Origin of the sequence: Nocardioides segetis, from assembly GCF_051390595.1 — a bacterium.
Classification (GTDB): domain Bacteria; phylum Actinomycetota; class Actinomycetes; order Propionibacteriales; family Nocardioidaceae; genus Nocardioides.
Genome location: NZ_JBNINR010000015.1, coordinates 29,760 through 56,277, shown reverse-complemented (window position 1 = coordinate 56,277; position 26,518 = coordinate 29,760). Strand labels below are relative to the sequence as shown.

Here is a 26,518-nt window from a genome sequence, read left to right as displayed (position 1 = left end):
CTGACACCGGCGCTGTCACGGATAGGCTCTCCCCTTGTGACTGACTCGCCCCTGACGCTGGCGCAGCCCGAGGATGCGCACACGCGCGCCGAGTGGGAGGCCGCCACCGCCGCCGTCCTGCGCAAACAGCGCAGGCTCGGCGACGACGCCCCCGACAGCGCGGTGTGGGACAAGCTGACCCGCACCACCCTCGACGGCATCGGCATCACGCCGCTCGGCCTGCCCGGCGCCCCGACGACGGCCGTGCGCCCGACCCGCCAGGGTGCCTGGGACATCCGCAGCCTCGTCGCGGGACCGGACGCCAAGCTGTCCAACGAGGCCGCGCTCGTCGATCTCGACGGCGGAGTCACCAGCCTGTGGCTGGCCGCCGATGCGGACACCGACCTCGCCGCGACCCTGAAGGACGTGCTCCTCGACCTCGCGCCCGTCGTCCTCGACGCGCCGTCGGCGACGACCACGGTGGCCGAGGCGTTCTTGGCACTGCCCGGCGCGAAGCACCCCGACAGCAACCTCGGCATCGACCCGCTCGGCGTCATGCTGCGCGACATCCCGCTGGCGGTCGACGAGGCCGTCGCGGAGCTGCGGACGCTGGCGGGCAAGGCCGACCAGCACGACATCCGGGCGATCGTCGTCGACGCCACCGCGGCCCACGACCTCGGCGCCAGCGACGCGCAGGAGCTCGGCTGGTCGATCGCGGTCGGCGTCGCCTACCTGCGCTGGCTGACCGACCACGGCCTCTCGGTCGAGGCCGCGGCCCGGCAGATCGAGTTCCGCTATGCCGCCACCGACGAGCAGTTCCCGACCATCGCCAAGCTGCGCGCGGCGCGGGTGCTGTGGGCGCGGGTCCTCGAGCTGAGCGGCGTCGGGGTGGACGCGGCCGACGGGGGCGTCGCGCAGCGGCAGCACGCGGTGACCAGCCGGCCGATGCTCAGCAAGTACGACCCCTACGTCAACATGCTGCGCGGCACGGTCGCGGCCTTCGCCGCCGGTGTCGGCGGTGCCGACGCGGTCACCGTGCTGCCCTTCGACAGCGCGAACGGCCGCCCCGACGCCTTCGGCCGCCGGATCGCGCGCAATGTCAACCACCTGCTCATCGACGAGTCGCACGTCGCCGCCGTGGCCGACCCGGCCGGCGGCGCGTACGCCGTCGAGCAGCTGACCACCGACCTCGCCGCCGCCGGCTGGGCGGAGTTCCAGCAGCTCGAGACCGAGTGGGAGGACGGTCACGACTTCGACCCGTTCCGGGCCCGCATCGCGGCGGTCGTCGAGCGGCGCGAGGCCGACATCGCGCGGCGCAAGCGCCCGCTGACCGGCCTGAGCGAGTTCCCGAACCTCACCGAGACGCTGCCGGAGCGCCCCGCGGACCCGCTCAACGACCGGGTCCGCCGCTACGGCGCCTCGTTCGAGGCGCTGCGCGACGAGCCGGCCCGGCAGCCGGTCTTCCTGGCCACGCTCGGGACCATCGCGCAGCACACCGCGCGCGCCACCTTCGTGAGCAACCTGTTCGCCGCCGGCGGGATCGCCGTCGAGGTCGCCGGCCCCACCGCGGGCGTCGAGGACCTGGTGGCGGCGTACCGCTCGTCGGGCACGCCGCCTGTCGTGTGCCTGGCCGGCACCGACCCGGCGTACGCGGAGTGGGGCGCCGCCGCGATCGCGGCGCTGCGTGAGGCCGGCGCCCAGCACGTGATCATCGCCGGCAAGCCCGACGCCGTGGACGCGGAGGTCGACGACGCCGCCGCCCTGGGCGTCGACGCCCTGGCGTTCCTGACCGCCACGAGGGAGAAGCTGGCATGACGATCCCCAAGAGCTTCGCGGGCCTCTCGCTCGCCGCCGACCGGGCCACGGCCGCCGCACCGGCCGTCCCCACGGGGGAGGGCTGGAAGAGCCCCGAGGGCATCGAGATCGCGCCGTCGTACGGACCCGCGGACCTCGCCGACCTCGACGCGCTCGACACCTACCCGGGCCTGAGCCCGTTCCTGCGCGGGCCCTACCCGACGATGTACACCACCCAGCCGTGGACGATCCGGCAGTACGCCGGCTTCTCCACCGCCGAGGAGTCCAACGCCTTCTACCGCCGCAACCTCGCGGCCGGCCAGAAGGGCCTGTCGGTCGCCTTCGACCTCGCCACCCACCGCGGCTACGACTCCGACCACCCGCGGGTGCGCGGCGACGTCGGCATGGCCGGCGTGGCGATCGACTCGATCTACGACACCCGCACCCTGTTCGACGGCATCCCGCTCGACCAGATGTCGGTCTCGATGACGATGAACGGCGCGGTGCTGCCGGTCCTCGCCCTCTATATCGCCGCGGCCGAGGAGCAGGGGGTGAAGCCGGAGCAGCTCTCGGGGACCATCCAGAACGACATCCTCAAGGAGTTCATGGTCCGCAACACCTACATCTACCCGCCGTCCCCGTCGATGCGGATCATCTCCGACATCTTCGCCTTCACCAGCCAGCGGATGCCGCGGTTCAACTCGATCTCGATCTCCGGCTACCACATGCAGGAGGCCGGGGCGACCGCCGATCTCGAGCTCGCCTACACGCTGGCCGACGGCGTCGAGTACATCCGCGCCGGCCTCGAGTCGGGCCTGACCATCGACCAGTTCGCGCCGCGGCTCTCGTTCTTCTGGGCCATCGGCATGAACTTCTACATGGAGGTCGCCAAGATGCGCGCGGCCCGGGCGCTCTGGTCGCGGCTGGTGCGCCAGTTCGACCCGCAGAACCCGAAGTCGCTCTCGCTGCGCACCCACTCGCAGACCTCGGGCTGGTCGCTGACCGCCCAGGACGTCTTCAACAACGTGGGCCGCACCTGCATCGAGGCGATGGCCGCGACCCAGGGCCACACCCAGTCGCTGCACACCAACGCGCTCGACGAGGCCATCGCGCTGCCGACCGACTTCTCCGCGCGGATCGCCCGCAACACCCAGCTGCTGCTGCAGCAGGAGAGCGGCACGACGTACTCCATCGACCCGTGGGCCGGTTCCTACTACGTCGAGAAGCTGACCCACGACCTCGCCGAGCGCGCATGGGCGCACATCGAGGAGGCCGAGGCGGCCGGCGGCATGGCCGCCGCGATCGAGCAGGGCATCCCCAAGATGCGCATCGAGGAGGCGGCCGCCCGCACCCAGGCGCGCATCGACTCCGGCTCGCAGAAGGTCATCGGCGTCAACACCTACCGCCTGCCGGCCGAGGACCCGCTCGAGGTCCTCAAGGTCGACAACGACGAGGTCTACCGCCAGCAGGTCGCCAAGCTGGAGCGGCTGCGCGCCGAGCGCGACCAGGGCGACGTGGACGCGGCCCTCGAGGCCCTCACCCGCTCGGCCGACACCGGCGAGGGCAACCTGCTCGACCTCGCCGTCGGCGCGGCCCGCGCCAAGGCCACGGTGGGCGAGATCTCCGACGCGCTGGAGAAGGTCTACGGCCGGCACCAGGCGGTGATCCGTACCATCAGCGGCGTGTACAGGGACGAGGCCGACCTGGCCAACGACGGTGAGGGCGACTCCCTCGTCGCCCAGGCCCGCGCGGCCACCGACGAGTTCGCCGAGGCCGAGGGGCGCCGTCCGCGCATCCTGGTCGCCAAGATGGGCCAGGACGGCCACGACCGCGGCCAGAAGGTCGTCGTGTCCGCCTTCGCCGACCTCGGCTTCGACGTCGACGTGGGCCCGCTGTTCTCCACGCCCGAGGAGGTCGCGCAGCAGGCGATCGACGCCGACGTGCACATCGTCGGCGTCTCGTCGCTCGCCGCCGGTCACCTCACCCTGCTCCCGGCGCTCAAGAGCGCGCTGGCCGAGCAGGGCCGTGACGACATCGTGGTCGTCATCGGAGGCGTGATCCCGCCGGACGACGTGCCCACCCTGAAGGAGATGGGCGCCGCGGCGGTGTTCCTCCCCGGCACGGTGATCGCGGAGTCCGCGCTCGACCTGCTGGCGAGGCTGCGCGAGTCGCTCGGGCACTGATGCGGGTCGAGGACCTGCTCGACGGCCTGCGTGCGGGGCACCGCGCCACCATGGCGCGGGCCATCACGCTCGTCGAGTCGACCGCGCCGCGGCACCGCGAGACCGCCCGCGAGCTCCTGCTCTCCCTGGCCGCCGACGCGGCGACCCGGACCCCCGCGGTCCGGGTCGGCATCTCGGGCGTGCCCGGCGTCGGCAAGTCGACCTTCATCGAGGCGCTCGGTGGCCGGCTGACCGCGGCCGGCCACCGGGTCGGCGTCCTCGCCGTCGACCCGTCCTCGGTGCGCACCGGCGGCTCGGTGCTCGGCGACAAGACCCGGATGGCCACCCTGTCTGCCGATCCCCACGCCTTCATCCGGCCCTCGCCCTCGGCCGGCACCCTCGGCGGCGTCGCCCGCGCGACGACCCAGGCGATGGCCGTCCTCGAGGCGGGCGGGTACGACGTCGTGCTGGTCGAGACCGTGGGCGTCGGTCAGTCCGAGGTGACCGTGTCCGGCATGGTCGACACCTTCCTCTTCCTGACCCTCGCGCGCACGGGCGACCAGCTCCAGGGCATCAAGAAGGGCATCTTGGAGATCGCCGACGTCATCGCGGTCAACAAGGCCGACCCGGAGGACCCGGCGCGGGAGCAGGAGGCGCGGGTGGCCGCCCGTGAGCTCGCCGGCGCCCTGCGGCTGGTCCGCGGGCAGGCGGGCGCCGGTGGGTGGTCGCCTCCCGTCGTGACCTGCTCCGGACTGACCGGAGCGCGGGTCGACGAGGTGTGGGGCCAGATCCTCCAGCACCGCGAGCACCTCGGCGAGGCGGGCATCGCCCGCAAGCGCGCGGAGCAGCAGCTCGACTTCACCTGGGCGCTGGTGCGCGACGAGCTCGACCAGCGGCTGCGCCACAGCGCCGGCGTCAAGGCCGTCCAGGCCGAGGTGCGGGCCGCCCTGCTCGCCGGCGAGCTGACGGCACCGCTCGCCGCGGACCGACTCCTCGCGGCGTACGACGGCTCCTGACCCGCCGTGTGCCGGCGTCCTCGCCCCGGGCATAGGCTGGTCGGGTGACCGCGCTCGCCCTGATCGACTCCGTCGTCGCGAAGTACGCCGACGAGCTGGTCGAGCTGCGCCGCGACCTCCACCGGCATCCCGAGCTGTCCTGGCACGAGCAGCGCACCTCCGACCGCGTCGTCGAGCACCTCGAGCGCCACGGCTGGCAGATCAGCCGGATGCCGCGCAGCGGCGTCGTCGCCGACCTGGGAGAGGGCGGCAGCACCGTCGGCCTGCGGGCCGACCTCGACGCCCTCCCGGTCGCGGACCTCACCACCGACCCGTGGCGCAGCGACGCCGAGGGCGTGGCCCACGCCTGCGGTCACGACGTGCACACCAGTGCCCTCGTCGGCGCCGGCCAGGCGCTGGCCGAGCTGCACGCCCAGGGCCTGCTGCCCGGCCGGGTGCGGCTGCTGTTCCAGCCCGCCGAGGAGGTCATGCCGGGCGGCGCCCGGCACCTGATCAACCACGGCGCGCTCGCCGGCATCGACCGCATCTTCGCGCTCCACTGCGACCCGTCGGTCGACGTGGGGGCCGTGGGGCTGCGGACCGGACCGATCACGAGCGCGGCCGACCGCATCGACGTCCGCCTCGAGGGCAATGGCGGGCACACCTCGCGGCCGCACCTGACCGGGGACCTCACCTTCGCGCTGGCGAAGATCACCAGCGAGCTCCCGGCGGTCCTGAGCCGCCGGATGGACCCGCGGGCGGGGGTCAGCGTGGTCTGGGGGATGCTCCGTGCCGGGTCGGCGGCCAACGTGATCCCCGACCACGGGATCGCCAGCGGCACGGTGCGGATCCTCGACGCCGAGGCATGGGCGTCGTGCGAGGCCGTGGTCCGCGAGGCCGTGCTCGACATCGTGCGTCCCTACGGCGTCACCGCGAGCGTCGACTACCTCCAGGGCGTCCCGCCGGTCGTCAACGACCGGGTCAGCGTCGCGATGGTCGCGTCGGCGGCCGACGAGATGCTCGGCCTGCACCACCGCACCGAGGTCGAGCAGAGCCTGGGCGGCGAGGACTTCGGCTGGTACCTCGAGCAGATCCCCGGCGCCATGTTCCGCCTCGGCACGCGCAGCCCCGGCGGAGCGACCTTCGACCTGCACCAGGGCGACTTCGAGGTCGACGAGGCGGCGATCGGGTACGGCGCCCGGATGCTGGCCGGTGTCGCGGTCAAGGCCCTCACCCAGGCGTGATCGCGCCCACCCCGCCCGGGCGCGGGGTTTCGTGCCCGGCCGCCCCGGCAAGGGTGCAGGCATGACTCGCCCCTCGCTGCTGCGCGCCCCTGCCACCCTCGCCGCGTCCCTCGCCGCCGTCGCCCTCGCCGGCGCCACCGCGGCCGTCGTCCCCGCTCCCGCGCAGGCCGCGGTCACGCTCGACTGCGCGACCGGCCCCCTCACCCTGGCCGACAGCACCGCCGACTATGTGCTGACGGGAGCCTGTGCCGACGTGTCCGTGACCGGGAGCAATGTCACCGTCACGCTGGCGAGTGCCACGTCGCTGACGGTGACCGGCGCGAACGTCGAGGTGGACGCGACCGGCGCCCTCGGCCCGGTCGTCGTGACCGGCGCCAACTCCTCGGTGGCGGCGGCCGCCGCCCCGCTCGTCCGGGTCCGGGCGAGCAATGTCGACCTCGAGATCCCGGCGCTCGGCAAGGCCGTCCTGGTCGGCTCCAACAACGAGGTCGAGGCCGTCAAGGGCGCGAAGGCCACGATGCGGGGCGCCAACAACGAGGTGACCTACCGCAAGCTGCGCAAGGTCGTCGTCCGCGGCGCCAACAACACCGTCAAGGTCCGCGCCGGCAGCACCAAGGTCCGGGTCAAGGGCGCCAACAACACCGTGCGGGTGCACCGCCGCGGCTGACCGGACCGGTCGGACGCCCGCCCGCTCAGCCCTTGCGGTACGGCTCGCCGTCGGCCGCGGGAGGCCGGGAGGCCCCGACCAGGCCGGCGACGGCGATGATCGTCACGACATAGGGCAGCATCAGCATGAACTGGCTGGGCACGGGGGAGCCGAGCACCGACAGCACCCCGGACAGGTTGGTGGCGAAGCCGAAGAGCAGCGCCGCCAGGGTCGCCCGCACCGGGTCCCAGCGGCCGAAGATGACGGCGGCGAGGGCGATATAGCCCGCGCCGTCGGTCATCTCCTCGCCGAACTGGGGCACGGAGACCAGCGTGTAGGTCGCGCCGCCCGCGCCGGCGATGAGCCCGGCGATGAGCAGGGTGGTGTAGCGGGTCCGGTTGACCTTGATGCCGACGGTGTCGGCGGCCTTCGGGTGCTCGCCGACGGCACGGACCCGCAGGCCCCACTTGGTGCGGTAGAGCGCCCAGGCGACGATCGCGACGGCGGCGTACATCAGGTAGACCAGGATCGTCTGGCGGAACAGCACCGGCCCGATGACCGGGATCTCGCCGAGCACGGGGATCGGGATCCGCGAGAAGTGGTCGGGGGCGTTGAGCTCCTTCGGGTGCTCGGCGAGCACCTGGCCGAACAGGAAGCTGGTCAGGCCGATCACCAGGACGTTGAGCACGACGCCGACGATGATCTGGTTGACGAAGTAGGTGATCGCGAAGAAGCCGAGCACCAGCGCGACGAGACCGCCGGCCAGCATCGCGGCGACGAGTCCGCCCCACGGCGAGCCGACGACGGTGCCGAAGACCGCGGCGGCGAAGGCCCCGAAGAGCAGCTGGCCGTCGATCGCGATGTTGACGACGCCCGCGCGCTCACCGAGGACGCCGCCGAGGGCGCCGAAGACGAGGGGGACGGCGAGGGCGATCGAGCCGCCCAGCAGGCCGATGACCGGCACCGACTTGCCGGCGGCGGCCCAGGCGAGGAAGCCGACCATGGCGATGACGGCGAAGAGCGCGACCAGCCAGACCGGCGTACGCCGCCCGCGGCTGACGAGCAGTGCCGAGGCCGCCGTGCAGGCGGCGAGGAGCACCACGACCGTCGCGACCGTGGCGGTCGACGGCACGGTGATCTCGGGCAGGTCGAAGAAGTCGGTCTCGGCCGCGAGGCGGAAGGTGGTCTTGCCGGAGCGGGCCTTCACCGCGATCAGCAGGGCGACCAGCAGCGTGACCACGCCGAGCATGATCGGCGCCTTGAGCGCCGTGCGCAGGGGGACGGTGGTGGGCTCGGTGTCGTCGACCGGGACCGGGACCTTGGCGGTGGTGCTCACGCGCTCGCCTCCTTCGGCAGCCGGAAGATAGCTCGCACCAGCGGGGGAGCGGCGATGAACAAGACGATCAGCGACTGGATGACGAGCACGATCTCGACGGGGATGCCCTCGGCCGCCGCCATCGAGAAGCTGCCCGCCTTGAGGCCGCCGAAGAGGAGACCGGCCGCGAGGATGCCGAGCGGTCGGGAGCGGCCGAGCAGGGCGACCGTGATGGCGTCGAACCCGATGCCGGCGTCGAGGTCGACGGTGATGCCGCTGGTCGCGGTGCCGAGGATCTGGTTGACGCCCGCGAGGCCGACCAGCCCGCCCGCGATGAGCATGACGGTGACATAGGTCCGGCCGACGTCGATGCCCGAGGCGCGCGCGGCGTCCGGGTTCTCGCCGACCGCGCGGAACCGGAAGCCCATCGCGGACTTGTTGAGGAGCCACCACACGACACCGACGGCGACGAGCGCGATGACGAACCCGAGATGGAGGTTGAAGCGGTCGCCGAGGAGCTTCGGCAAGATCACGGACTCCGGCATCGGCTCCGACTTCGGGTTGAGCGACCCGGGCGCCTGGAGCAGTCCCTGCTTGGAGAGTGCGTAGAAGACCAGGTAGTAGCCGACGTAGTTGAGCATGATCGTGACGATCACCTCGTGGGCCCCGCTCTGTGCCTTGAGGAACCCCGCGATGCCGGCCCACAGGGCGCCGGCGAGGGCGCCGGCAAGGACGGCCAGCGGCAGGTGCAGCGCGAGGGGCAGGTCCATCCCGACGCCGACCCAGCCGGCGGCGGCGCCGGCCAGCAGCATCTGGCCGCGGCCGCCGATGTTGAACAGGCCCGCGCGGAACGCGAGGCCGACGCCGAGGCCGGCGAGGATCAGCGGCGCGGAGAACTTGAGGGTCTCGGTCAGCGGCTTGATCCGGCCCTCGAAGCCCTCGACGTTGGTGTTGTAGATCGCGCCCCGGAACAGGGCCGAGTAGGCGTCGGAGATGGCGGTCCAGACCGCGCTGAAGAAGTCGCCCGGGCGCGCCCCGATGTAGCCGATCGTCTCGCGGACGTTCTCGTCGGTCAGCAGGATCATCAGCGAGCCGACGAGGACCGCCAGGACGACCGAGAGGACGGAGACCAGCGCGTTGCCGAGCACGATCTCGCGCACCACGCCGCTGAAGCGGCCGGCCTCGCCGGGACCGCCCGGACCGGTGGGCTCCTTCGGGTCCGCCGTCGGCTCGTCGACGGAGGTGGACTGGGTCTCGTCGTTCGCGCTCACGCGGCCGTCCCTTCGGGGCGCTCGCCGGCCATCATCAGGCCGAGGGTCTCGCGGGGCGTGTCCGCCGGCACGATGCCGACCACCTGCCCTCGGTAGAGGACCATGATCCGGTCGGAGAGCGCGACGATCTCGTCGAGCTCGGTGGACACCAGGAGCACCGGTACGCCGGCGTCGCGGGTGGCCACGACCTGCTTGTGGATGAACTCGATCGAGCCGACGTCGACGCCGCGGGTGGGCTGGGCGGCGACGAGGAGGCTCAGGTCGCGGGAGAGCTCCCGGGCGACCACGACCTTCTGCTGGTTGCCGCCCGAGAGCTGGTTGGCCTTGGCCTGGATGCCGGACGCGCGCACGTCGTACTCGACGAGCTTGCGCTGGGCGAAGTCCTCGAGCACCCCGGCACGGACGGTGCCGGCGGAGACGAAGGGCAGGCCATGGCTGCGGTTGAGCATGAGGTTCTCGGCGATCGTGAACTCGCCGACCAGGCCGTCGACCTGCCGGTCCTCGGGCACGAAGCCGACCCCGGCGTCGAGCACCTTGCGGACGGAGCGGCCGACCAGCTCCTGGTCACCGAGCCGGATCGAGCCGTGCACGTGGCTCTGCAGGCCCATGATGGCCTCGGTCAGCTCGGTCTGGCCGTTGCCCTGGACGCCGGCCACGCCGAGGACCTCGCCGCGGGCGATGGAGAAGCTGATGCCGTCGAGGTGGGTGTGGCCGGTGTCGTCGAGCACCCGCAGATCGCGCACGACCAGGGCGTCGGGTCCGGGCTGGGCCGGCTCCTTGTGCACGGTCAGCTCGACCGGCCGGCCGACCATGAGGGAGGCCAGCTCGGCGTTGGTGGCGGTCGGGCTGGCCTCGCCGACCACGGCGCCGCGGCGGATGACGGTGATCCGGTCCGCGATGGCGCGGACCTCGCGCAGCTTGTGGCTGATGAAGACGATCGCGGCGCCCGACTCGCGGAGCTGGCGCATGATGCCCATCAGCTCGTCGGTCTCCTGCGGCGTCAGCACGGCGGTCGGCTCGTCGAAGACGAGGACGCGGGCGTCGCGGGAGAGCGCCTTGATGATCTCGACGCGCTGCTGGACGCCGACGGGCAGGGTCTCGACCAGCGCGTCGGGGTCGACGTCGAACCCGAAGCGCTGGGAGATCTCGCGCACCCGCTCGCGCGCGGCGCCGATGTCGAGCGTGCCGGCGAAGCCGGTCGCCTCGTTGCCGAGCATGACGTTCTCGGCCACCGTGAAGACGGGGACCAGCATGAAGTGCTGGTGGACCATGCCGATGCCGGCGGCCATGGCGTCGCCGGGTCCGGCGAACCTGCGCACCTCGCCGTCCAGGACGAGCTCGCCCTCGTCGGCCTGGTAGAGGCCGTAGAGCACGTTCATCAGGGTCGACTTGCCGGCGCCGTTCTCACCGAGGAGGGCGTGGATCTCGCCCTCGTTGACGGTGAGGGTGATCCGGTCGTTGGCGACCAGGGGGCCGAAGCGCTTGGTGATGCCCCGGAGTTCGAGCGTCATGGGGGAATCCTCTCGGAGCAGGGGTGCAGAAGCCAGCAGGTGCGCGCCGGACGCGACGGGCGCGTCCGGCGCGAACGCCTCCGGGGGAGGTCGGAACCGACCTCCCCCGGAGGGTGTCTCCGCCCTGCGGTCGGCGCTCGGCCGGCGGAGGGCAGCGGGGTGTCACTGGTTGAGGTACGACTCCACCGGGATGCTGCCGTCGATGATGCCGGCCTTGACCTCGTCGAGCTCGGCCTGGAGGGTGTCGGAGATCTTCGCGTCGAAGTTGTGGAACGGCGCGATGCCGACCCCGTCGTTCTCGAGCGTGCCGACGTACGCCTCGGTGTCGAACTCGTCGTTGCCCGCAGCCACGACGGCCTCGGTCGTCGAGATCTTCATGTTCTTCAGGATCGAGGTGAGCACCAGGTCCTGGGTGTTCGGGTCGGTCTCGTAGAAGTCGGCGTCGACGCCGATGAGCGCGACGTCCTTGCCGGAGTCCTTGATCGCGGTGAGCGCGCCCTGGTAGATCGGGCCGCCGACCGGCAGGATCACGTCGGCGTTCTGGTCGAGGATCTGCTTGGCGGCGTTGGTCGCCTTCTCGTTGGCGTCGAAGCCACCGGTGAAGACGCCCTTGTCGTTGCCCTCCCAGCCGAAGAGCTTGACGTCCTTGCCCTTCTTCTCGTTGTAGTAGTCGACGCCCTGCTTGAAGCCGTCCATGAAGATGGTCACCGTCGGGAACGGCTGGCCGCCGTAGGTGCCGACGACACCGGTCTTGGTGTAGTCCGCCGCGGCGTAGCCGGCGAGGAACGCGGCCTGCGCGGTGTCGTAGAGGATCGGCTTGATGTTGTCGGCGTCCTTGGTGCCGTCGAAGTCGTTGTCGGCCGCGTCGTCGATGAGGATGTACTCGATGTCCGGGTTGGCCGTGGCCGACTCGACGGTCGCGGCGGAGAGCGCGAAGCCGACGGTCACGATCGCGTCGCAGCCCTGGGCGACGAACTGCTCGAGGGCGCCCGCGTAGTCGTTCTCGTTCTTGGACTCGAACTCCTTGTACTCGCTGCCGAGCTCCTCGGCGGCGTCCTGCACGCCCTCGTAGCTGAGCTGGTTGAACGACTTGTCGTCGAAGCCGCCCGCGTCGGAGAGGATGCAGGGGAGGAAGTCGCTCTTCTCCGAAGCGCCCTTGTCGTCCTCGGGCGCGTCGCCACAGGCCGCCAGGGCCGCGCTCGCCATCAGCGCCACGGCCGCCGCGGCCGTCGTCCTCTTCCAGGTCTTCACAGATGTCCTCCAGGTCGACGCCCGGCTCCGAGTCGCAGGGCAGGAAAGATTGGTTCTGATACTCCGGGGTGCATCCTCACCCACGGAGCGCGTTGCGGGAAGCGCATTCGTCGAAACGGTTACCAACTTGGGACATTTCCCGTCGAGACCTGCCAGCGCGGAAGATCCTCGCGACCGCCGTCCATGGCCTACCGTGGCCGCGTGGTCGACTGGGACAGCCTCACGCAGGCGGCGAACGAGATCGCCGCACGGGCCTACGCGCCGTACTCCGGCTACCGGGTGGGTGCCGCGGCGCTCGCCGACGACGGCCGCCTGGTGGTCGGCTGCAACGTCGAGAACGCGGCGTACGGCGTCACGCTGTGCGCGGAGTGCGGGCTCGTCTCCCAGCTGCATGCCACCGGGGGAGGCCGGCTCACCCACTTCGTGTGCGTCACGCTCGACCCGCGGGGCGCCGGCGAGGTGATCATGCCGTGCGGCCGCTGCCGCCAGCTGCTCTGGGAGAACGGCGGGGCGGCGCTGGAGGTGCTGACGCCGCGGGGCGTGCTGCCGATGGACGCCGTCCTGCCGCAGGCGTTCGGCCCCGAGGATCTCGAGCGCGTGGCGCGTCCTGGTACAAACGCACCGTGAGCAGCCACAGCGCCCCGTCGGGCCCCCAGCACGATGCCGTCGAGGTGATCCACGCCAAGCGCGACGGACGCACCCTCACCAGCAGCCAGATCGCGTGGATGGTCGACGCCTACACCCGCGCCGCTGTCGCCGACGAGCAGATGTCCGCGCTGCTGATGGCGATCCTCCTCAACGGGATGGACCGCCGCGAGATCTCCGACTGGACCGCGGCGATGATCGCGTCCGGGGAGCGGATGGACTTCTCCTCGCTCTCGCGCCCGACCACCGACAAGCACTCGACCGGGGGAGTCGGCGACAAGATCACGCTGCCGCTCGCTCCGCTCGTCGCGGCCTGCGGGGTCGCCGTCCCCCAGCTGTCGGGCCGCGGCCTGGGCCACACCGGTGGCACCCTCGACAAGCTGGAGTCGATCCCCGGCTGGCGGGCGCTGCTGTCCAACGAGGAGATGCTCGCGCAGCTGGAGTCGGTCGGCGCGGTCATCTGCGCGGCCGGCGACGGCCTGGCGCCCGCCGACAGGAAGCTCTACGCGCTGCGCGACGTCACCGGCACGGTCGAGGCGATCCCGCTCATCGCCTCGTCGATCATGAGCAAGAAGATCGCCGAGGGCACCGGAGCCCTCGTCCTCGACGTCAAGGTCGGTAGCGGCGCGTTCATGAAGGACGTCGACCGCGCGCGCGAGCTGGCGGAGGTGATGGTCGCGCTGGGCACCGACGCCGGGGTGCGCACCGTCGCGCTGCTCACCGACATGGAGACCCCGCTCGGCTTCACGGCCGGCAACGCGATCGAGGTCGCCGAGTCGGTCGAGGTGCTCGCCGGCGGCGGCCCGGCCGACGTCGTCGAGCTCACCGTCGCGCTGGCGCGCGAGATGCTCGCCGGCGCGGGTCGCGACGACGTCGACCCCGCCGACAAGCTCGCCGACGGCTCGGCGATGGACGCCTGGCGCCGGATGATCCGGGCGCAGGGCGGGGACCCCGACGCGGCACTGCCGGTGGCGCGCGAGCAGCACGTCGTCACGGCGTCCTCCGACGGGGTGCTGACGCGTCTCGACGCCCTCGCCGTCGGCCTCGCCGCCTGGCGCCTCGGCGCCGGCCGCGAGCGCAAGGAGGACCCGGTGCAGGCCGGAGCCGGTGTCGTGTGGCACGCCCGTCCCGGTGACGTGGTGACGGCCGGCGCACCGCTGTTCACGCTGCACACCGACACCCCCGAGCGCTTCGAGCGGGCACTCGCCGCGCTCGAGGGTGGCTACGACGTGGCGGCGGCCGGCACGTCGTACGTGCCGGCGCCGCTCATCATCGACCGGGTCGGCTGATCGGCGCGGCAGGCAGGATCAGCCCGCGGAGCGCTCGCGGGTGCGCCGGGCGAGCTCGGCCAGCGCGGCCGGGAAGATCGACGCCGGCGGCGTGACCAGGCCCGCGCCGACCTGGCCCACGCCGGCGACCTTGCCGGCCATGCCGGTGTTGATCTGCGGCAGGATGCCGGTGCGGCACACCGAGGACACGTCGATGCCGGTGGCGGCGCCCGCGAAGTCGAGCACGGGGATCGGCCAGCGGTTGTTCTCGCCGATGGTGATCTCGCGCATCCGGCGGCTGGTCGCCAGGGCGTCCGGCACGGTGCCGCCGACGAAGCGCACGATCGCGGGGGCCGCCGCCATCGCGAAGCCACCGATGCCGGCGGTCTCGGTGATCGCCGAGTCGCCGATGTCGGGGTTCGCGTCGTCCGGGCCGTAGTCGCCGAGGAAGAGGCCGTCGGCGAGCTGCGCGGGGCCGGTGAACCACTGGTCGCCGGTGCCGGAGACCTGGATGCCGAAGTCCGTGCCGTTGCGGGCCATCGCGACGACCATGGTGGAGCCGGGGATGTCGCGCGCGGCGTCGAGGGCCAGCTTGCAGGCCGGCATCGCGACGTTGAGGAAGAAGTGGTCGTTGCCGCCCATGAAGGCGAACGCCTCGGCGACCTCCTCGGAGGAGCGCGAGGAGCGGACCAGCGACGGCGCGATATCGCGCAGCAGCATCAGCGTCCCGGCGCGGTTGCGGTTGTGCGCCTCGTCGCCCATCTGCAGCATCTGGCCGAGGATCGCGGTGGCGTCGACCGGTCCCGCGGCGGCCACGGCCTCGCCGAGCAGCGGGCCGAGCACGTCGCGCATCCAGCGCAGCCGCTCGAGTACCTCGGGGGAGTAGGCGCCGTACCGCAGCACCTTGCCGAGGCCCTCGTTCAGCGAGCAGTAGGTACGCCGACCGGTGGCCGGGTCCTCGAGGACGAACATCCACATCGACGGCGAGACGACGCCCGCCATCGGGCCGACCGCGCTGCGGTGGTGGCACGGCTCCAGCGACACCTCGGCGCCGGAGGCGAAGAGCGCCTCGGCGTCCTCCGGGTCCTCGACGAGGCCCTCGAACGCGGCGGCGCCCATGAGCGCGCCACGCAGCGGGCCGGAGGCGCGCGACCACTCGATCGGCGGGCCGGCGTGGAGGAACTGGCCCTTCTCGAGGCCGAGCAGCTCGGAGGCGGGGGCGACGCCGACGAGCATCGCCTGCACGTCGAGCATGCGCGAGACCGCGAGCGCGTTGGCGTCGCGGCGCAGGGGGTCGGCGGCGACCGTGGCGAGGTCGTCGGTGGTGCCCTCCATCGGCGGCGTCCAGTCGACCCGCTCGACGGGCACGGCCTGGTCGGCCACGGCGCTGGCGAACATGTCGGCACCGACGGCGGCGACGGCGGCGGGGGCGGCGCTGGGCAGGGAGGTGGTGGTCATCGGGCGCCTCCAGTGGCGAGAGCGATCGCGCGGCGGGTGGCCGCAGCGTTGGACAGGTGGACCTCGGCGCCGGCGGCGGCCAGCGCCTCGGCCTGACGGGTCAGGCCCTGCGGGTCCGCGGAGGTGCCGACGCAGGCGACGACGACGGGGACCTCACGCGCGGCGCGGGCGGCGGCGATCGCGGGGGCGAGCCCGGCCGCCGGGTCGTCCTCGGCACCGTGGCCGATGACGACGTCCATGAGGACGACGGCGGTCTCGGGATCGGCCGCGACCTTGGCGAGGTGCTCCAGGCGCAGGGTCGGGTCGATCATCGGGTGGGCCCGGCCGCGGGTCAGGCCGTCGTCGCCGAAGTCGATCATCAGGTGGCCCGGGTCGAGCAGGCTGCTGCCGAGGGCCAGCTCGGGCGAGAGCGGGATGTTGCTGCGGATCGGGCCGAGCGTCTCCGCGGCGAGCAGCATCGCCTCGTCGCACAGCGTGCCGCCGACGAAGAGCCCGCGCAGGGCGGACCCGCCGTCGGGGGCCGGGACGGCGGGGGCGCCCCACGTCGGCCAGGTCGGCACGGCGACGCCGAGGTCGCCGAGCAGCGCCTCGACCTGCGTGGTGAGGTCGGGCTGGCCGGCGCCGAGCAGGGCGAAGCGCACCGGCGTGGTGAGGCCGGCGGCGTACTTCTCGACGGCGGCGGCCACCTCGGCGGCCGGCGGCTTCGACACGACGACGACCTGCTCGACGGCCGGGTCGGCGTCGAGCCGGTCCAGGGCCGTCATGGTGGAGATGCCGCCGATCGCCGCGGACAGGTCGCGACCGCCCACGCCGAGCGCGGCGGCGACACCGACGCCCGCGGCGTCGAGGAGCGCGAGGATCTGCTGGCAGCCGGTGCCGGAGGCGGCGACGATGCCGACCTTGCCGGGCGAGACGGTGTTGGCGAAGCCGAGGCCGACGCCGCCGACGACGGCCGTGCCGCAGTCGGGACCCATCACGAGCAGGCCGCGCTCGCGGGCGATCCGCTTCATGGCGAGCTCCTGCTCGACCGGCACGTTGTCGCTGAAGATCATCACGTCGACCCCGGCGTCGAGGGCGTCCATCGCCTCGACCAGGGCCGACGCGCCCGGGACCGAGACCAGGGCGAGGTCGCCGCCGGCGCGGCGCAGCGCCGAGCCGGTGGTGCGCGGCGGCGCGGTGACCTCGCCGCCGGAGGAGGAGCCCTTGCGGGCCGCCGCGAGAGCGGCGTCGACGGCCGCCAGCGCGGCGGACAGGGCCGACTCCTCCTCGAGCCGCAGTGCCACGACCATGTCGTTGGGGCTGGCCGCGGGCAGCGTGAAGCCCATGCCCTGCAGCACCTCCACGTTCAGCTCGGTCGCCATCGCCACCTGGGCGGCGGCGACGCCGGGCGTGGCGGCGACGTCCCGGCTGACCTGCAGCAGCGCGACGCTGTCGGCGTACGCACCGGGCCGGATCTCGACGTGCTCGACGGTCATCGAGTACTCCCTTCAAGGGCTTCATTGGTGATGGACACGGACGGAAGGTCCGGGGAGGAGAGGGCGAGGTGGGCGCCCAGGAGCATCCCGGCGCCGGAGGTGTGGCCCACGGCGAGCAGCCGGGCGACCGTCGCCGGGTCGCCGCCGGCCAGGGCCGCCCGGAACGGCGCGATGGCCTCGCCGTCGGCGGCGTGGCGCAGCAGCGTCGCGGACAGGCCGGTCGTGCGGGGGAGCAGCGCGCGGACCTCGTCGGCGACGGCACCGGGGTCCCCGCCGGCCGCACGCGTCGCGACCAGCCAGCCGGACAGCACGTCGTCGCCGACGGGGGTCAGCCCGTCGCCGCGGCCGACGAGCGGCCGCACGGAGGCCGGGTCGCCGGCGGCGAGGCGGTCGAGGGCAGCGGCCGGGAGCTGGTCCCGGGCGGGGGCCAGGTCGGCCGGGACGGCCAGCAGCCGGGCCGCGGCGTCGCGGGAGAGCGGCGGCGCGGCGAAGGAGACCAGCCGGGCGACGCCGACGCGCAGCGGGCCGACCCGCAGCGTCCCGGCGTCGACGGCGACGGGGGCGCCGACGGCGATGTCCGTCGGGTGGGGGAGCTCGGGGAGGGCCGTGGCGATCGCGCAGGGCACGTGCACGGCGCCGCGGGCGAGGACGCCCACGACCCGTCCGCCGAGATCGGCGTACACGGCCTGGCGGCCGGCGTGCACGACGGCACCGGTCGCCGGGGGGCCGTGGAGCAGGCCGCGCAGCGCCGGCGAGCCGGCGCCTCCGACCTGCGGGGCACCCCTGGAATCGACCCGTTGCACCTCTGGGACGCTAACGGCTGGGTATCGTGCATCGAATGGTGAGCATTGCCAACGTCCATGCAGAAGTCGGGCAAGAGTTGATAGCACCAGGGGGCAGCGGTATCGCCGACCATGGCGTCATGGATGTCGAGGAGCTCGCCGAGTCGCTCGCCCAGCTGGTGCTGGCCGGAGCGGACCTCGGCGACCTCGTCGCCGCGATCGGTGACGCGCTCGACGTCCAGGTCGCCGTCACGACCACCGACGGTCGGGAGCGGGCGGCGCGGATCGACGACGCCATGCGGGAGCGGATCACCGCCGCCGGCCTGACCGACGAGACCGGCCGGCTCCGGGTCGAGTGGCTGGGCGATCGCGGCGGCCACGAGGGCCAGCCGGTGAGCGGCGCCCACGTCCACCGCGAGCCGCTCGCGGCGCCCAACCAGGCCCTCGGGCACCTGGTCGCGATCGCCGAGGAGGGCATGCTGCCGCAGCAGGTGGTCGCCCTCCAGCGCGCGGCGACCGCCGTGTCCCTCTCGATCACCCGGGAGCAGGCCGTCTCCGCGGTGGAGAACAAGTACCGCGGCGACTTCCTGCGCGACGTCTTCCTGGGCCGGGCCGGCTCCGACGAGTTCGTACGCGAGCACGTCGTCGGGTTCGGCTGGGACCTCAGCGGGCCGACCATCGTGCTCGCCGCGCAGATCGACCCGCAGCCGTCGTACCAGCCTCCGGCGTCGGTCGAGGACCGGCGGCACTGGCAGGAGCGGTTCGCCAACGCCTGGCGCCAGGTGACCGCGTCGGTCGACCGGGCCATCCCGATCGCCGACTTCGGCTCCGAGGTGGTCGCGGTGCTGCCGGCCGAGGACCTCGACGCGTGCTCCGCCCTCGTCCGGCGTCTCGTGCACGCCGTCGCGGGCGACAAGGGAGGCGGGCGACGCCCGTTCACCGCGGGCGTCGGTCGCGTCGCGTCCGCGCCGTCGGGGCTGCCCGACAGCTACAGCCAGGCGCGCCGCGCGCTCGAGGTCGGCCGCCGGTTCCGCGGCCCGAGCACCACCACCTGGTTCGACGACCTCGGGCTGCACCGCCTGATCGCCATGGTGCCGGACACCGAGGAGCTGCGCGCCTTCGCCCACGACGTGCTCGGGGAGCTCGCCGGGACCACGGAGGAGGCGGTCACCCTGCGGGAGACCCTGCAGGTGCTGCTCAACACCAACTTCAACGTGGCCGAGGCCGCGCGCACGCAGTTCTTCCACTACAACACCATGCGCTACCGGGTCGGGAAGCTCGAGCGGCTCCTCGGGCCGGTCGCGTCCGACCAGAACCTGCGTCTCGACGTCGCGGTGGCGCTCAAGGTGCTGGAGGTCGTCAGCAAATGACAGGGCGGAGCTGAATCGCAGGCAATCTTCGACAGCACTTTCCCCGGATCCTTTGGCGGAAGTGGCCAGTGAGGTGTGATCTCGCCCTCAATAGGTTGGTGAGTCTCGACGGCACCATCAAGGGAGCACCAAGTCGAGCAGCCCCAGATCAGGAGGACTCAGCATGTCGATGTTCAAGTGGGAGGTAGTCGACCCGGCGCCCGGCGAACCGGTAGCGCCGAACCAACGGCTCCCTTGGGGGCGGACCGTAGGCCTGGGAGCACAGCACGTCGTCGCCATGTTCGGCGCGACCTTCGTGTTCCCCATCGTGATGGGCCTCGACCCCAACCTCGCCATCATGTTCTCGGGTATCTGCACGATCGGCTTCCTGCTGATCTGCAACAACAAGGTGCCGAGCTATCTCGGCACCAGCGCCTCGTTCGTGGCCGGTGTGGCCGCGATCCGCGCGCAGGGCGGTGACTCGGCGGACGTCACCGGCGCCATCCTGGTCGCCGGTCTCGTGCTCGCCGCGATCGGCGTCGCCGTGCACTTCGCCGGTGCCGGCCTCATCCACAAGCTGCTGCCGCCCGCCGTCACCGGCGCGGTGGTCATGCTCATCGGCTTCAACCTGGCGCCCGTCGTGGCGGGCACCTACTGGCCGCAGGACCAGTGGATCGCCCTGGCGACCGCGGCGTTCATGGTCTGTGCCGCCGTGCTGCTGCCGGGCTTCTGGTCGCGGATCGCGGTCTTCCTCGCGCTGGTGTTCGGATACGTGATCTCGTTCCTCGCCGACAAGATGTTCGGCTCGATCACCTCGGTGCTGCCGACCGGCCCCGACGCCGTCGAGCACGACCGCGTCTCGTGGGCCGCGGTGAAGTCCGCGGACTGGATCGGCTTCCCCAGCGGCGACCTCGCCGACGGCGTCTCGGTCGTCCACGGCCCGAGCTTCTCGATGACCTTCATCCTGCTGGTCCTGCCCGGCGTCATCGCCCTGATCGCCGAGAACACCGGCCACGTCAAGGCCGTCGCCGAGATGACCGGTGAGAACCTCGACCCGTACATGGGCCGCGCGATCGGCGCCGACGGTGCCGCCACCGCCTTCGCCAGCGTCTTCGGCGGATCCCCGACGACCACGTACGCCGAGAACATCGGCGTCATGGGCGCGACCAAGGTCTACTCGACCGCGGCCTACTACGTCGCCGGCATCGTCGCGATCCTGCTCGGCCTCTGTCCGAAGTTCGGCGCGATCGTCAACGCCACCCCGGGCGGCGTCCTCGGCGGCATCACCGTCGTCCTCTACGGCATGATCGGCCTCGTCGGCGCCAAGATCTGGGTCGAGAACAACGTCGACTTCGGCAACCCGGTCAACATGGTCGGCCTCGCCGGCGGCCTGATCGCCGGCATCGGCGGCGTGACGCTGAAGGTCACCGACGACTTCGAGCTCGGCGGCATCGCCCTCGGCACGATCCTCGTCATCGTCTTCTTCCACGCCGTGAAGGGACGCTCCACCGACGCCACTTCAGGAGAGGTGACCAAGAGGCTGTGAAGCCCGCATCGTTCGACTACGTCCGGCCGGGGACCCTGGAGGAAGCCCTCCAGGCCCTGGCCGGGCACCCGGAGGCCAAGGTCCTCGCCGGAGGACAGAGCCTCGTCCCGCTGCTCTCGATGCGCCTGGCCGCCCCGGCGGTCCTGGTCGACATCAACGACCTGCCCGACCTCGGTCACGTCCGCGCCGACGCGGACGGGGTGCGGATCGGGGCACTCGCCCGGCACGCCGAGGTCCTCCAGGACGCCGGCGTCGCCCGCGTGCAGCCGCTCGTGCCGCTCGCGCTCGCCAACGTCGCCCACGCGACCATCCGCAACCGCGGCACCACGGTCGGCTCCCTGGTCCACGCCGACGCGGCCGCGGAGATGCCGATGGTGCTGCGCCTGCTCGACGGCTCGGTCGACGTCGCCGGACCCGGCGGGCGTCGTACGATCCCGGCGGCGGAGCTCTACGTCGGCCCGCTCGAGTCCAGCCTGCACCACGACGAGATCGCCGTGGAGGCCTTCTTCCCGGCGCTCGCCGCCGGGAGCGGCGTGGCCTTCGAGGAGATCGCTCGGCGGCACGGCGACTACGCCATGTGCGGCGTCGCGGCGGTCGTCGGCGTCGAGGGGGACCGGGTCGTGTCGGCGAAGGCGGGCTACCTGTCCGTCTCCGACATCCCGGTCGTGGTCGACCTGACCGAGGCGCTCGACGGCACGGTGGACGCCGCCGCCCTCGCCGCGGCCGCCGCGGTCGCGCTGGAGCAGCTCGACCCCGAGACCGACATCCACGCAACGGCGGACTACCGCGCGCACCTGGCCACCGTGCTGACCGCGCGGGTCGTGACCGCCGCCTACGACGACGCCCGCACCCGGGCTGGGGGAAGCCGATGAGCGAGAAGCAGCACGAGATCAGGCTGAAGGTCAACGGCACCGATCACGAGGTGGCGGTGCCGGCGCGGCGGCTGCTGTCCGACGCGCTGCGGCACGACCTCGGCCTCACCGGCACGCACGTCGGCTGCGAGCACGGCGTCTGCGGCGCCTGCACCGTCCTGGTCGACGGCCAGCCCATGCGCAGCTGCCTGATGTTCGCCGTGTCGGCGTCCGGACACGACATCACCACGGTGGAGGGGCTCGCCCGACCCGACGGCGAGCTCGGCCCGGTGCAGCAGGCGTTCCGCGAGTGCCACGGCCTGCAGTGCGGCTTCTGCACCCCCGGCTTCCTGACCACCATCACCGCCGGCATCGCCGAGAACCCCGACCCCACCGAGGACGAGGCCCGCGACATGGTCGCCGGCAACCTGTGCCGGTGCACCGGCTACCAGAACATCGTCAAGGCCGTGTGCCGTGCCGCGGAGCTGGCCCGCGACGAGCGTGCCGAGGACGGTGCCGCATGACGACCAAGATGATGGGCGCCAAGGTCCAGCGGGTCGAGGACGACCGGCTGGTGCGCGGCACCGGTCGCTACGTCGACGACGTCGCGCTCGACGCGCTGCACACCGCCGTCCTGCGCAGCCCCCACGCCCACGCCCGGATCCTCTCCATCGACGTCGACGGCGTGCTCGACGTCGAGGGCGTCCACGCCGTGTGGACCTACGACGACCTCGAGGGCGCGATGGCCGAGCCGCTGCCGCTGCTCATCCCGCACCCGACGCTCACCCACGGCCGCACGCAGTACGCCCTGGCCAGGGACGAGGTCAACTACGTCGGCGAGGCGATCGCCTTCGTCGTCGCCGACGACCGCTACCTCGCCGAGGACGCCCTCGCGCGGATCGTCGTCGAGTACGAGCCCCTGCCCGCCGTCGTCGGGGTCGAGGCCGCGCGGGCCGCCGCGAACCTGGTCCACGACGACGTCCCCGGCAACGTGGCCGCGCGCATGGAGCAGTCCAACGGCGACGCCGCCGCGGCGATCGAGAGCGCTCCCCACCGGCTCTCCCTCGACCTGCAGATCGAGCGCAGCGCCTGCATGCCGATGGAGGGTCGCGGCACCGTCGCGCGCTGGGACCCCGACCAGAACCGGCTCCAGGTGTGGACGTCGACGCAGACCTCCACCGGCGTGCGCGCCGCCGTGGCCGCCAAGCTCGGCCTCGACCTCGGCCAGGTCGACGTCATCACGCCCGATGTGGGCGGCGGCTTCGGCGTCAAGATCGTGCACCCGTGGCCGGAGGAGCTCCTGGTCCCGCTCGCGGCGCAGAAGCTGGGCCGTGCGGTGAAGTTCACCGAGGACCGGCGTGAGCATTTCATCTCCTCGGCCCACGAGCGCGCGCAGCTGCACCACGTGGAGGTCGGCTTCGACGACGAGGGTCGCGTGCTGGGCCTCGACGTGCGCTTCTGGCACGACCACGGTGCGTACACGCCGTACGGCCTGATCGTCCCGATCATCACCTCCACGCAGCTGCTGGGCCCCTACAAGCCGGGCGCGTACCACGTGCAGTTCGACTCGCTCTACACCAACACCGTCATCGTCACGCCGTACCGCGGCGCGGGCCGCCCCCAGGGCTGCTTCGTCATGGAGCGGACCATGGACGCCATCGCGGCCGAGCTCGGCAAGGACCGCGCCGACGTCCGTGCGGTGAACTTCATCCAGCCCGACGAGTTCCCCTACGACCAGGGCCTGATCTTCCAGGACGGCCGCGAGCTGGAGTACGACTCCGGCGACTACCCGGCCATGCTCGACAAGATCAAGGAGCTCGTCGGCTGGGACGACTTCGAGTCCTTCCGCGAGGCGAAGGCGGCCGAGGGCAAGCGGGTCGGCCTCGGCCTCGCCTGCTACGTCGAGGGCACCGGCGTCGGTCCCTACGAGGGCGCGCACGTGCACATCGAGACCTCCGGGAAGGTCAAGGTCGCCACCGGCCTGACCTCGCAGGGCCAGGGCCACCAGACCGCGTTCGCGCAGATCGTGGCCGACGAGCTCGGCGTGCGGTTCGAGGACGTCGAGATCACGACCGGCGACACCCGCCGGATGGCGTACGCCGTCGGCACCTTCGCCTCGCGCGCCGCGGTGATGAGCGGCTCGGCCATCCACCTGGCCGCCAAGCGCGCCAAGGAGAAGGCGCTGCGCATCGCCGCGGACGCACTCGAGGCCGACGTCGACGACCTGGAGATCGTCGACGGGGTCGTCAGCGTCAAGGGCACCGACAGCTCGATCCCGCTCGGCACCATCGCGGTCCTCTCCAACCCGCTGCGCTACGCCTTCGACGAGGCGTCCAAGGCGGCGACGCAGTTCAACGTCGGCGACCCGTCGAAGCCGCCGGTCGCCGAGGACGACGAGCCGGGCCTGGAGGGCAAGGACTTCTACTCGCCGCCGCGCTCGACCTTCGCCTCCGGCATGCACGCCGTGATCGTCGAGACCGACGTCGAGACGGCCGAGATCCGGATCCTCAAGTACGCCGTCGTGCACGACTGTGGGCACCTGATCAACCCGATGATCGTCGAGGGCCAGATCCACGGCGGCGTCGCGCAGGGGGTCGGCGGCGCGCTCTACGAGCGGATGGCCTACGACGAGTCCGGGCAGCTGCTCAACGCGTCGTTCATGGACTTCCTGATGCCCTACGTCACCGAGGTGCCGACGAGCATCGAGATCGACCACCTGGAGACCCCGTCTCCGCTCAACCCGCTCGGCATCAAGGGCGCGGGCGAGGCCGGCGTGATCCCCGGGTCCGCCGCCTTCGCCGCCGCCATCGAGGACGCCGAGCGCCTGCCCATCACCGCCATGCCCATCTCGCCGTCGGAGCTCTTCGCGCTCCGGGCGGCCCAGAAGGAGTCGAAGTGAAGATCTCCGGTCAGAACACCATCGCCGCCCCCGTCGGGAAGGTCTGGGACGCGATCCTCGACCCGCGGGTGCTGGTGGCGACGATCCCGGGCTGTGAGCAGCTCGAGGCGACCGGCGAGAACGCCTACGCGATGACCGTCAGCGCGGGCGTCGCTGCCATCAAGGGCACCTACTCCGGGTCGTGCGTCCTGGAGGACCTGCGTCCCGGCGAGGGGCTGACGATGAAGCTCAAGGGCGCGGGCGCGCCGGGCACCATCGACGCGACCGTGCTGGTCACCTTCGCCGAGCAGGACGGCCAGACGGTCCTGTCCTACGACGCCGACGCCGTGGTCGGCGGCATGATCGGCGGCGTCGGCCAGCGGATGCTGACCAGCGTCTCGCGCCGGATGGCCGCGGAGTTCTTCGGCAACGTCGAGAAGGTGATCGCGAACGGCCTGCCGGCCGAGGTCGCCGCGGCGACGGCCGAGCCGACCGTGAACGCCGAGGGCGCGCAGGTCTTCGCGGCCGCGCCCAGGACCGCCGCCGGTGCCGGTGGCGGTGCCGCGGTGGGCGGCGAGTCGTTCCTCATGGGCGTCGCGGTGGGCGGTGGGCTCGTGCTCGCCGGTGTGATCGTGGGCGGCCTGCTGGGCCGTCGTCGATGACCTCCCTGTCGGTCGAGTCGACGGCGCGGGACCAGGCGGGCGCCGTACGACGTCGGGAGATCTCGGCGCGCGAGCTGCTCGACCTCCACCTCGACCGGATCGCCGAGCGCAACCCCGAGCTCAACGCCATCGTCTCCCTCGACGAGGATCGGGCCCGGGCGGGGGCGCTCGCCGCCGACGAGGCGCTCGCCGCCGGCGCCGAGGTGGGTCCCCTGCACGGCCTGCCGTTCGCGTTCAAGGACACCCACGCGGTCGGCGGCTGGCGCACGACCTACGGCTCCACGGTGATGGCCGACAACGTGCCCGAGCACGACGAGCTGCTCGTCGAGCGCGTGCGCGCCGCCGGTGCCGTCACCATCGGCAAGACCAACGTCCCGGAGTTCGCCGCCGGGTCGCACACCTTCAACAAGGTCTTCGGGACCACCCTCAACCCGGTCGACCCGACGCGGTCGGCCGGCGGGTCCAGCGGGGGAGCGGCCTGTGCGCTCGCGGCCGGCATGGTCCCGCTCGCCGACGGCTCCGACATGGGCGGGTCCCTGCGCAACCCCGCGTCCTTCTGCGGCGTCGTCGGGATGCGGCCGAGCCTGGGCCGGGTCCCCGAGTGGCCGCTCTACAACCAGTGGGAGACGACCTCCGTCGGTGGCCCTATGGCCCGCAACGTCGGGGATCTCGCGCTGCTGCTGTCGGTCATGGCGGGTCCCGACCCGCGGGCGCCCCAGGCCCTGGGGGCGCCCGGCGCGGCGTTCGCGTCCCCGGCGCCGGCCTCGCTGGCGGGACTGCGGGTCGCGCTCAGCGTGGACCTCGGCGGAGCGCTCGAGGTCGACCACGAGGTCGCGGCGGTCGTGGAGGCCGCCGGTCGCTCGCTGGCCGCGGCGGGGGCGACCGTCGCGTCGGCGTACCCGGACCTGTCGCTCGCCGAGGACACCTTCCGCACCCTGCGGGCCTGGCACTTCCAGGCGAAGCTCGGCCGGCTGCTCGCCGAGCACCCGGACGCCTTCAAGCCGTCCCTCGCCGACAACATCCGGGCCGGGGAGTCCCTCACCGGCGCCGACGTCGCCCGCGCCTACACCCAGCGCACGGCGCTGTCGGAGACGATGCGGTCGTTCTTCCGGTCCCACGACGTGCTCGTGCTGCCGGTCTCCCAGGTGCCGCCCTTCCCGGCGACGAGCGAGTTCCCCAGTGAGATCAACGGCAAGCCGATGGCGACCTATCTCGACTGGATGCGCTCGGCGTACTTCATCACCGTCACCGGCTGCCCCGCCATCTCCGTGCCCTTCGGCACCACCGCCGACGGGCTCCCCGTCGGGGTTCAGCTGGTCGCCCCGCACGGTGCGGACCTGCGGCTGCTGGAGGTCGCGCTGGCGTTCGAGGAGCTTGCGGCGCGCTGATCTGCTCGCGCGATGTGACAGATTCACCGGCCGGCCGGAGAAACTCAC

At 72.6% G+C, this 26,518-nt stretch carries 21 protein-coding genes; 14 read left to right on the top strand and 7 right to left on the bottom strand.

Features of this window, described 5'->3' with window-relative positions; translation table 11 throughout:
* Positions 1-36: 36 nt before the first annotated feature.
* The 5 genes from ACPZVR_RS20640 to ACPZVR_RS20620 all read left to right on the top strand — a co-directional run bounded on the left by ACPZVR_RS20640 (position 37) and on the right by ACPZVR_RS20620 (position 6,841).
* A complete protein-coding gene (locus ACPZVR_RS20640) occupies positions 37-1,794 on the top strand; it encodes a methylmalonyl-CoA mutase family protein (protein ID WP_436701564.1) in 1,758 nt (585 codons plus the stop codon).
* Positions 1,791-3,956, top strand: coding sequence for a methylmalonyl-CoA mutase (gene scpA, locus ACPZVR_RS20635; protein ID WP_436701563.1), 2,166 nt, complete (start codon positions 1,791-1,793; stop codon positions 3,954-3,956). Before ACPZVR_RS20640 ends, scpA begins: the two co-directional genes overlap by 4 nt.
* Entirely contained in the window at positions 3,956-4,951 is a 996-nt protein-coding gene (meaB, locus tag ACPZVR_RS20630; RefSeq protein WP_436701562.1) for a methylmalonyl Co-A mutase-associated GTPase MeaB, read from the top strand. The genes scpA and meaB overlap by 1 nt, the downstream gene beginning before the upstream one ends.
* Before the next feature lie 44 nt (positions 4,952-4,995).
* Positions 4,996-6,174, top strand: coding sequence for an amidohydrolase (locus ACPZVR_RS20625; RefSeq protein ID WP_436701561.1), 1,179 nt, complete (start codon positions 4,996-4,998; stop codon positions 6,172-6,174).
* 61 nt (positions 6,175-6,235) lie between these two features.
* Complete coding sequence (locus ACPZVR_RS20620) at positions 6,236-6,841, top strand: DUF3060 domain-containing protein (protein ID WP_436701560.1); 606 nt, start codon at positions 6,236-6,238, stop codon at positions 6,839-6,841.
* Between the two features lie 25 nt (positions 6,842-6,866).
* Here the strand turns inward: ACPZVR_RS20620 and ACPZVR_RS20615 are convergent, their stop codons facing one another.
* The 4 genes from ACPZVR_RS20615 to ACPZVR_RS20600 all read right to left on the bottom strand — a co-directional run bounded on the left by ACPZVR_RS20615 (position 6,867) and on the right by ACPZVR_RS20600 (position 12,168).
* A complete protein-coding gene (locus ACPZVR_RS20615; protein WP_436701559.1) occupies positions 6,867-8,156 on the bottom strand; it encodes an ABC transporter permease in 1,290 nt (429 codons plus the stop codon).
* Positions 8,153-9,406, bottom strand: a complete 1,254-nt coding sequence (locus tag ACPZVR_RS20610; RefSeq protein WP_436701558.1) for an ABC transporter permease — start codon at positions 9,404-9,406, stop codon at positions 8,153-8,155. The genes ACPZVR_RS20615 and ACPZVR_RS20610 overlap by 4 nt, the downstream gene beginning before the upstream one ends.
* Positions 9,403-10,917, bottom strand: coding sequence for an ABC transporter ATP-binding protein (locus ACPZVR_RS20605; protein WP_436701557.1), 1,515 nt, complete (start codon positions 10,915-10,917; stop codon positions 9,403-9,405). The genes ACPZVR_RS20610 and ACPZVR_RS20605 overlap by 4 nt, the downstream gene beginning before the upstream one ends.
* Positions 10,918-11,079: 162 nt before the next feature.
* Entirely contained in the window at positions 11,080-12,168 is a 1,089-nt protein-coding gene (locus ACPZVR_RS20600) for a BMP family lipoprotein (RefSeq protein WP_436701556.1), read from the bottom strand.
* Between the two features lie 201 nt (positions 12,169-12,369).
* Here ACPZVR_RS20600 and ACPZVR_RS20595 point away from each other — a divergent pair, with 201 nt between their 5' ends.
* Together ACPZVR_RS20595 and ACPZVR_RS20590 are read left to right on the top strand one after the other, a co-directional pair.
* Complete coding sequence (locus tag ACPZVR_RS20595; protein ID WP_436701555.1) at positions 12,370-12,795, top strand: cytidine deaminase; 426 nt, start codon at positions 12,370-12,372, stop codon at positions 12,793-12,795.
* Positions 12,792-14,102 (top strand): thymidine phosphorylase, encoded by a 1,311-nt coding sequence (locus tag ACPZVR_RS20590; protein WP_436701554.1) that lies wholly within the window; start codon positions 12,792-12,794, stop codon positions 14,100-14,102. The genes ACPZVR_RS20595 and ACPZVR_RS20590 overlap by 4 nt, the downstream gene beginning before the upstream one ends.
* Before the next feature lie 18 nt (positions 14,103-14,120).
* Here the strand turns inward: ACPZVR_RS20590 and ACPZVR_RS20585 are convergent, their stop codons facing one another.
* The 3 genes from ACPZVR_RS20585 to ACPZVR_RS20575 are packed head-to-tail and all read right to left on the bottom strand — an operon-like array spanning position 14,121 to position 17,817.
* Positions 14,121-15,539, bottom strand: coding sequence for a YlbE family protein (locus ACPZVR_RS20585; protein ID WP_436701553.1), 1,419 nt, complete (start codon positions 15,537-15,539; stop codon positions 14,121-14,123).
* Positions 15,536-17,014 (bottom strand): AllF/FdrA family protein, encoded by a 1,479-nt coding sequence (locus tag ACPZVR_RS20580; protein WP_436701552.1) that lies wholly within the window; start codon positions 17,012-17,014, stop codon positions 15,536-15,538. Before ACPZVR_RS20580 ends, ACPZVR_RS20585 begins: the two co-directional genes overlap by 4 nt.
* Positions 17,011-17,817 carry an oxamate carbamoyltransferase subunit AllH family protein gene (locus tag ACPZVR_RS20575; protein WP_436701551.1) on the bottom strand — a complete coding sequence of 269 codons (807 nt, stop codon included), beginning with the start codon at positions 17,815-17,817 and terminating at the stop codon, positions 17,011-17,013. The genes ACPZVR_RS20580 and ACPZVR_RS20575 overlap by 4 nt, the downstream gene beginning before the upstream one ends.
* A gap of 119 nt (positions 17,818-17,936) precedes the next feature.
* Here ACPZVR_RS20575 and ACPZVR_RS20570 point away from each other — a divergent pair, with 119 nt between their 5' ends.
* The 7 genes from ACPZVR_RS20570 to ACPZVR_RS20540 all read left to right on the top strand — a co-directional run bounded on the left by ACPZVR_RS20570 (position 17,937) and on the right by ACPZVR_RS20540 (position 26,470).
* Positions 17,937-19,166: a PucR family transcriptional regulator gene (locus ACPZVR_RS20570; protein WP_436701550.1), complete on the top strand. Its 1,230-nt coding sequence runs from the start codon at positions 17,937-17,939 to the stop codon at positions 19,164-19,166.
* Positions 19,167-19,329: 163 nt separating this feature from the next.
* Positions 19,330-20,691, top strand: coding sequence for a uracil-xanthine permease family protein (locus tag ACPZVR_RS20565; RefSeq protein WP_436701549.1), 1,362 nt, complete (start codon positions 19,330-19,332; stop codon positions 20,689-20,691).
* On the top strand, positions 20,688-21,563 hold the full coding sequence (locus ACPZVR_RS20560; RefSeq protein WP_436701548.1) for an FAD binding domain-containing protein: 876 nt from the start codon (positions 20,688-20,690) through the stop codon (positions 21,561-21,563). The genes ACPZVR_RS20565 and ACPZVR_RS20560 overlap by 4 nt, the downstream gene beginning before the upstream one ends.
* Positions 21,560-22,066, top strand: a complete 507-nt coding sequence (locus ACPZVR_RS20555) for a (2Fe-2S)-binding protein (protein WP_436701547.1) — start codon at positions 21,560-21,562, stop codon at positions 22,064-22,066. The genes ACPZVR_RS20560 and ACPZVR_RS20555 overlap by 4 nt, the downstream gene beginning before the upstream one ends.
* The gene (gene cutA, locus ACPZVR_RS20550; RefSeq protein ID WP_436701546.1) at positions 22,063-24,441 is read left to right on the top strand and encodes an aerobic carbon-monoxide dehydrogenase large subunit; all 2,379 of its coding nucleotides are present in this window, start codon (positions 22,063-22,065) and stop codon (positions 24,439-24,441) included. Before ACPZVR_RS20555 ends, cutA begins: the two co-directional genes overlap by 4 nt.
* The gene (locus ACPZVR_RS20545) at positions 24,438-25,082 is read left to right on the top strand and encodes an SRPBCC family protein (protein WP_436701545.1); all 645 of its coding nucleotides are present in this window, start codon (positions 24,438-24,440) and stop codon (positions 25,080-25,082) included. The genes cutA and ACPZVR_RS20545 overlap by 4 nt, the downstream gene beginning before the upstream one ends.
* Positions 25,079-26,470, top strand: coding sequence for an amidase (locus ACPZVR_RS20540; protein WP_436701544.1), 1,392 nt, complete (start codon positions 25,079-25,081; stop codon positions 26,468-26,470). Before ACPZVR_RS20545 ends, ACPZVR_RS20540 begins: the two co-directional genes overlap by 4 nt.
* Positions 26,471-26,518: the final 48 nt, after the last annotated feature.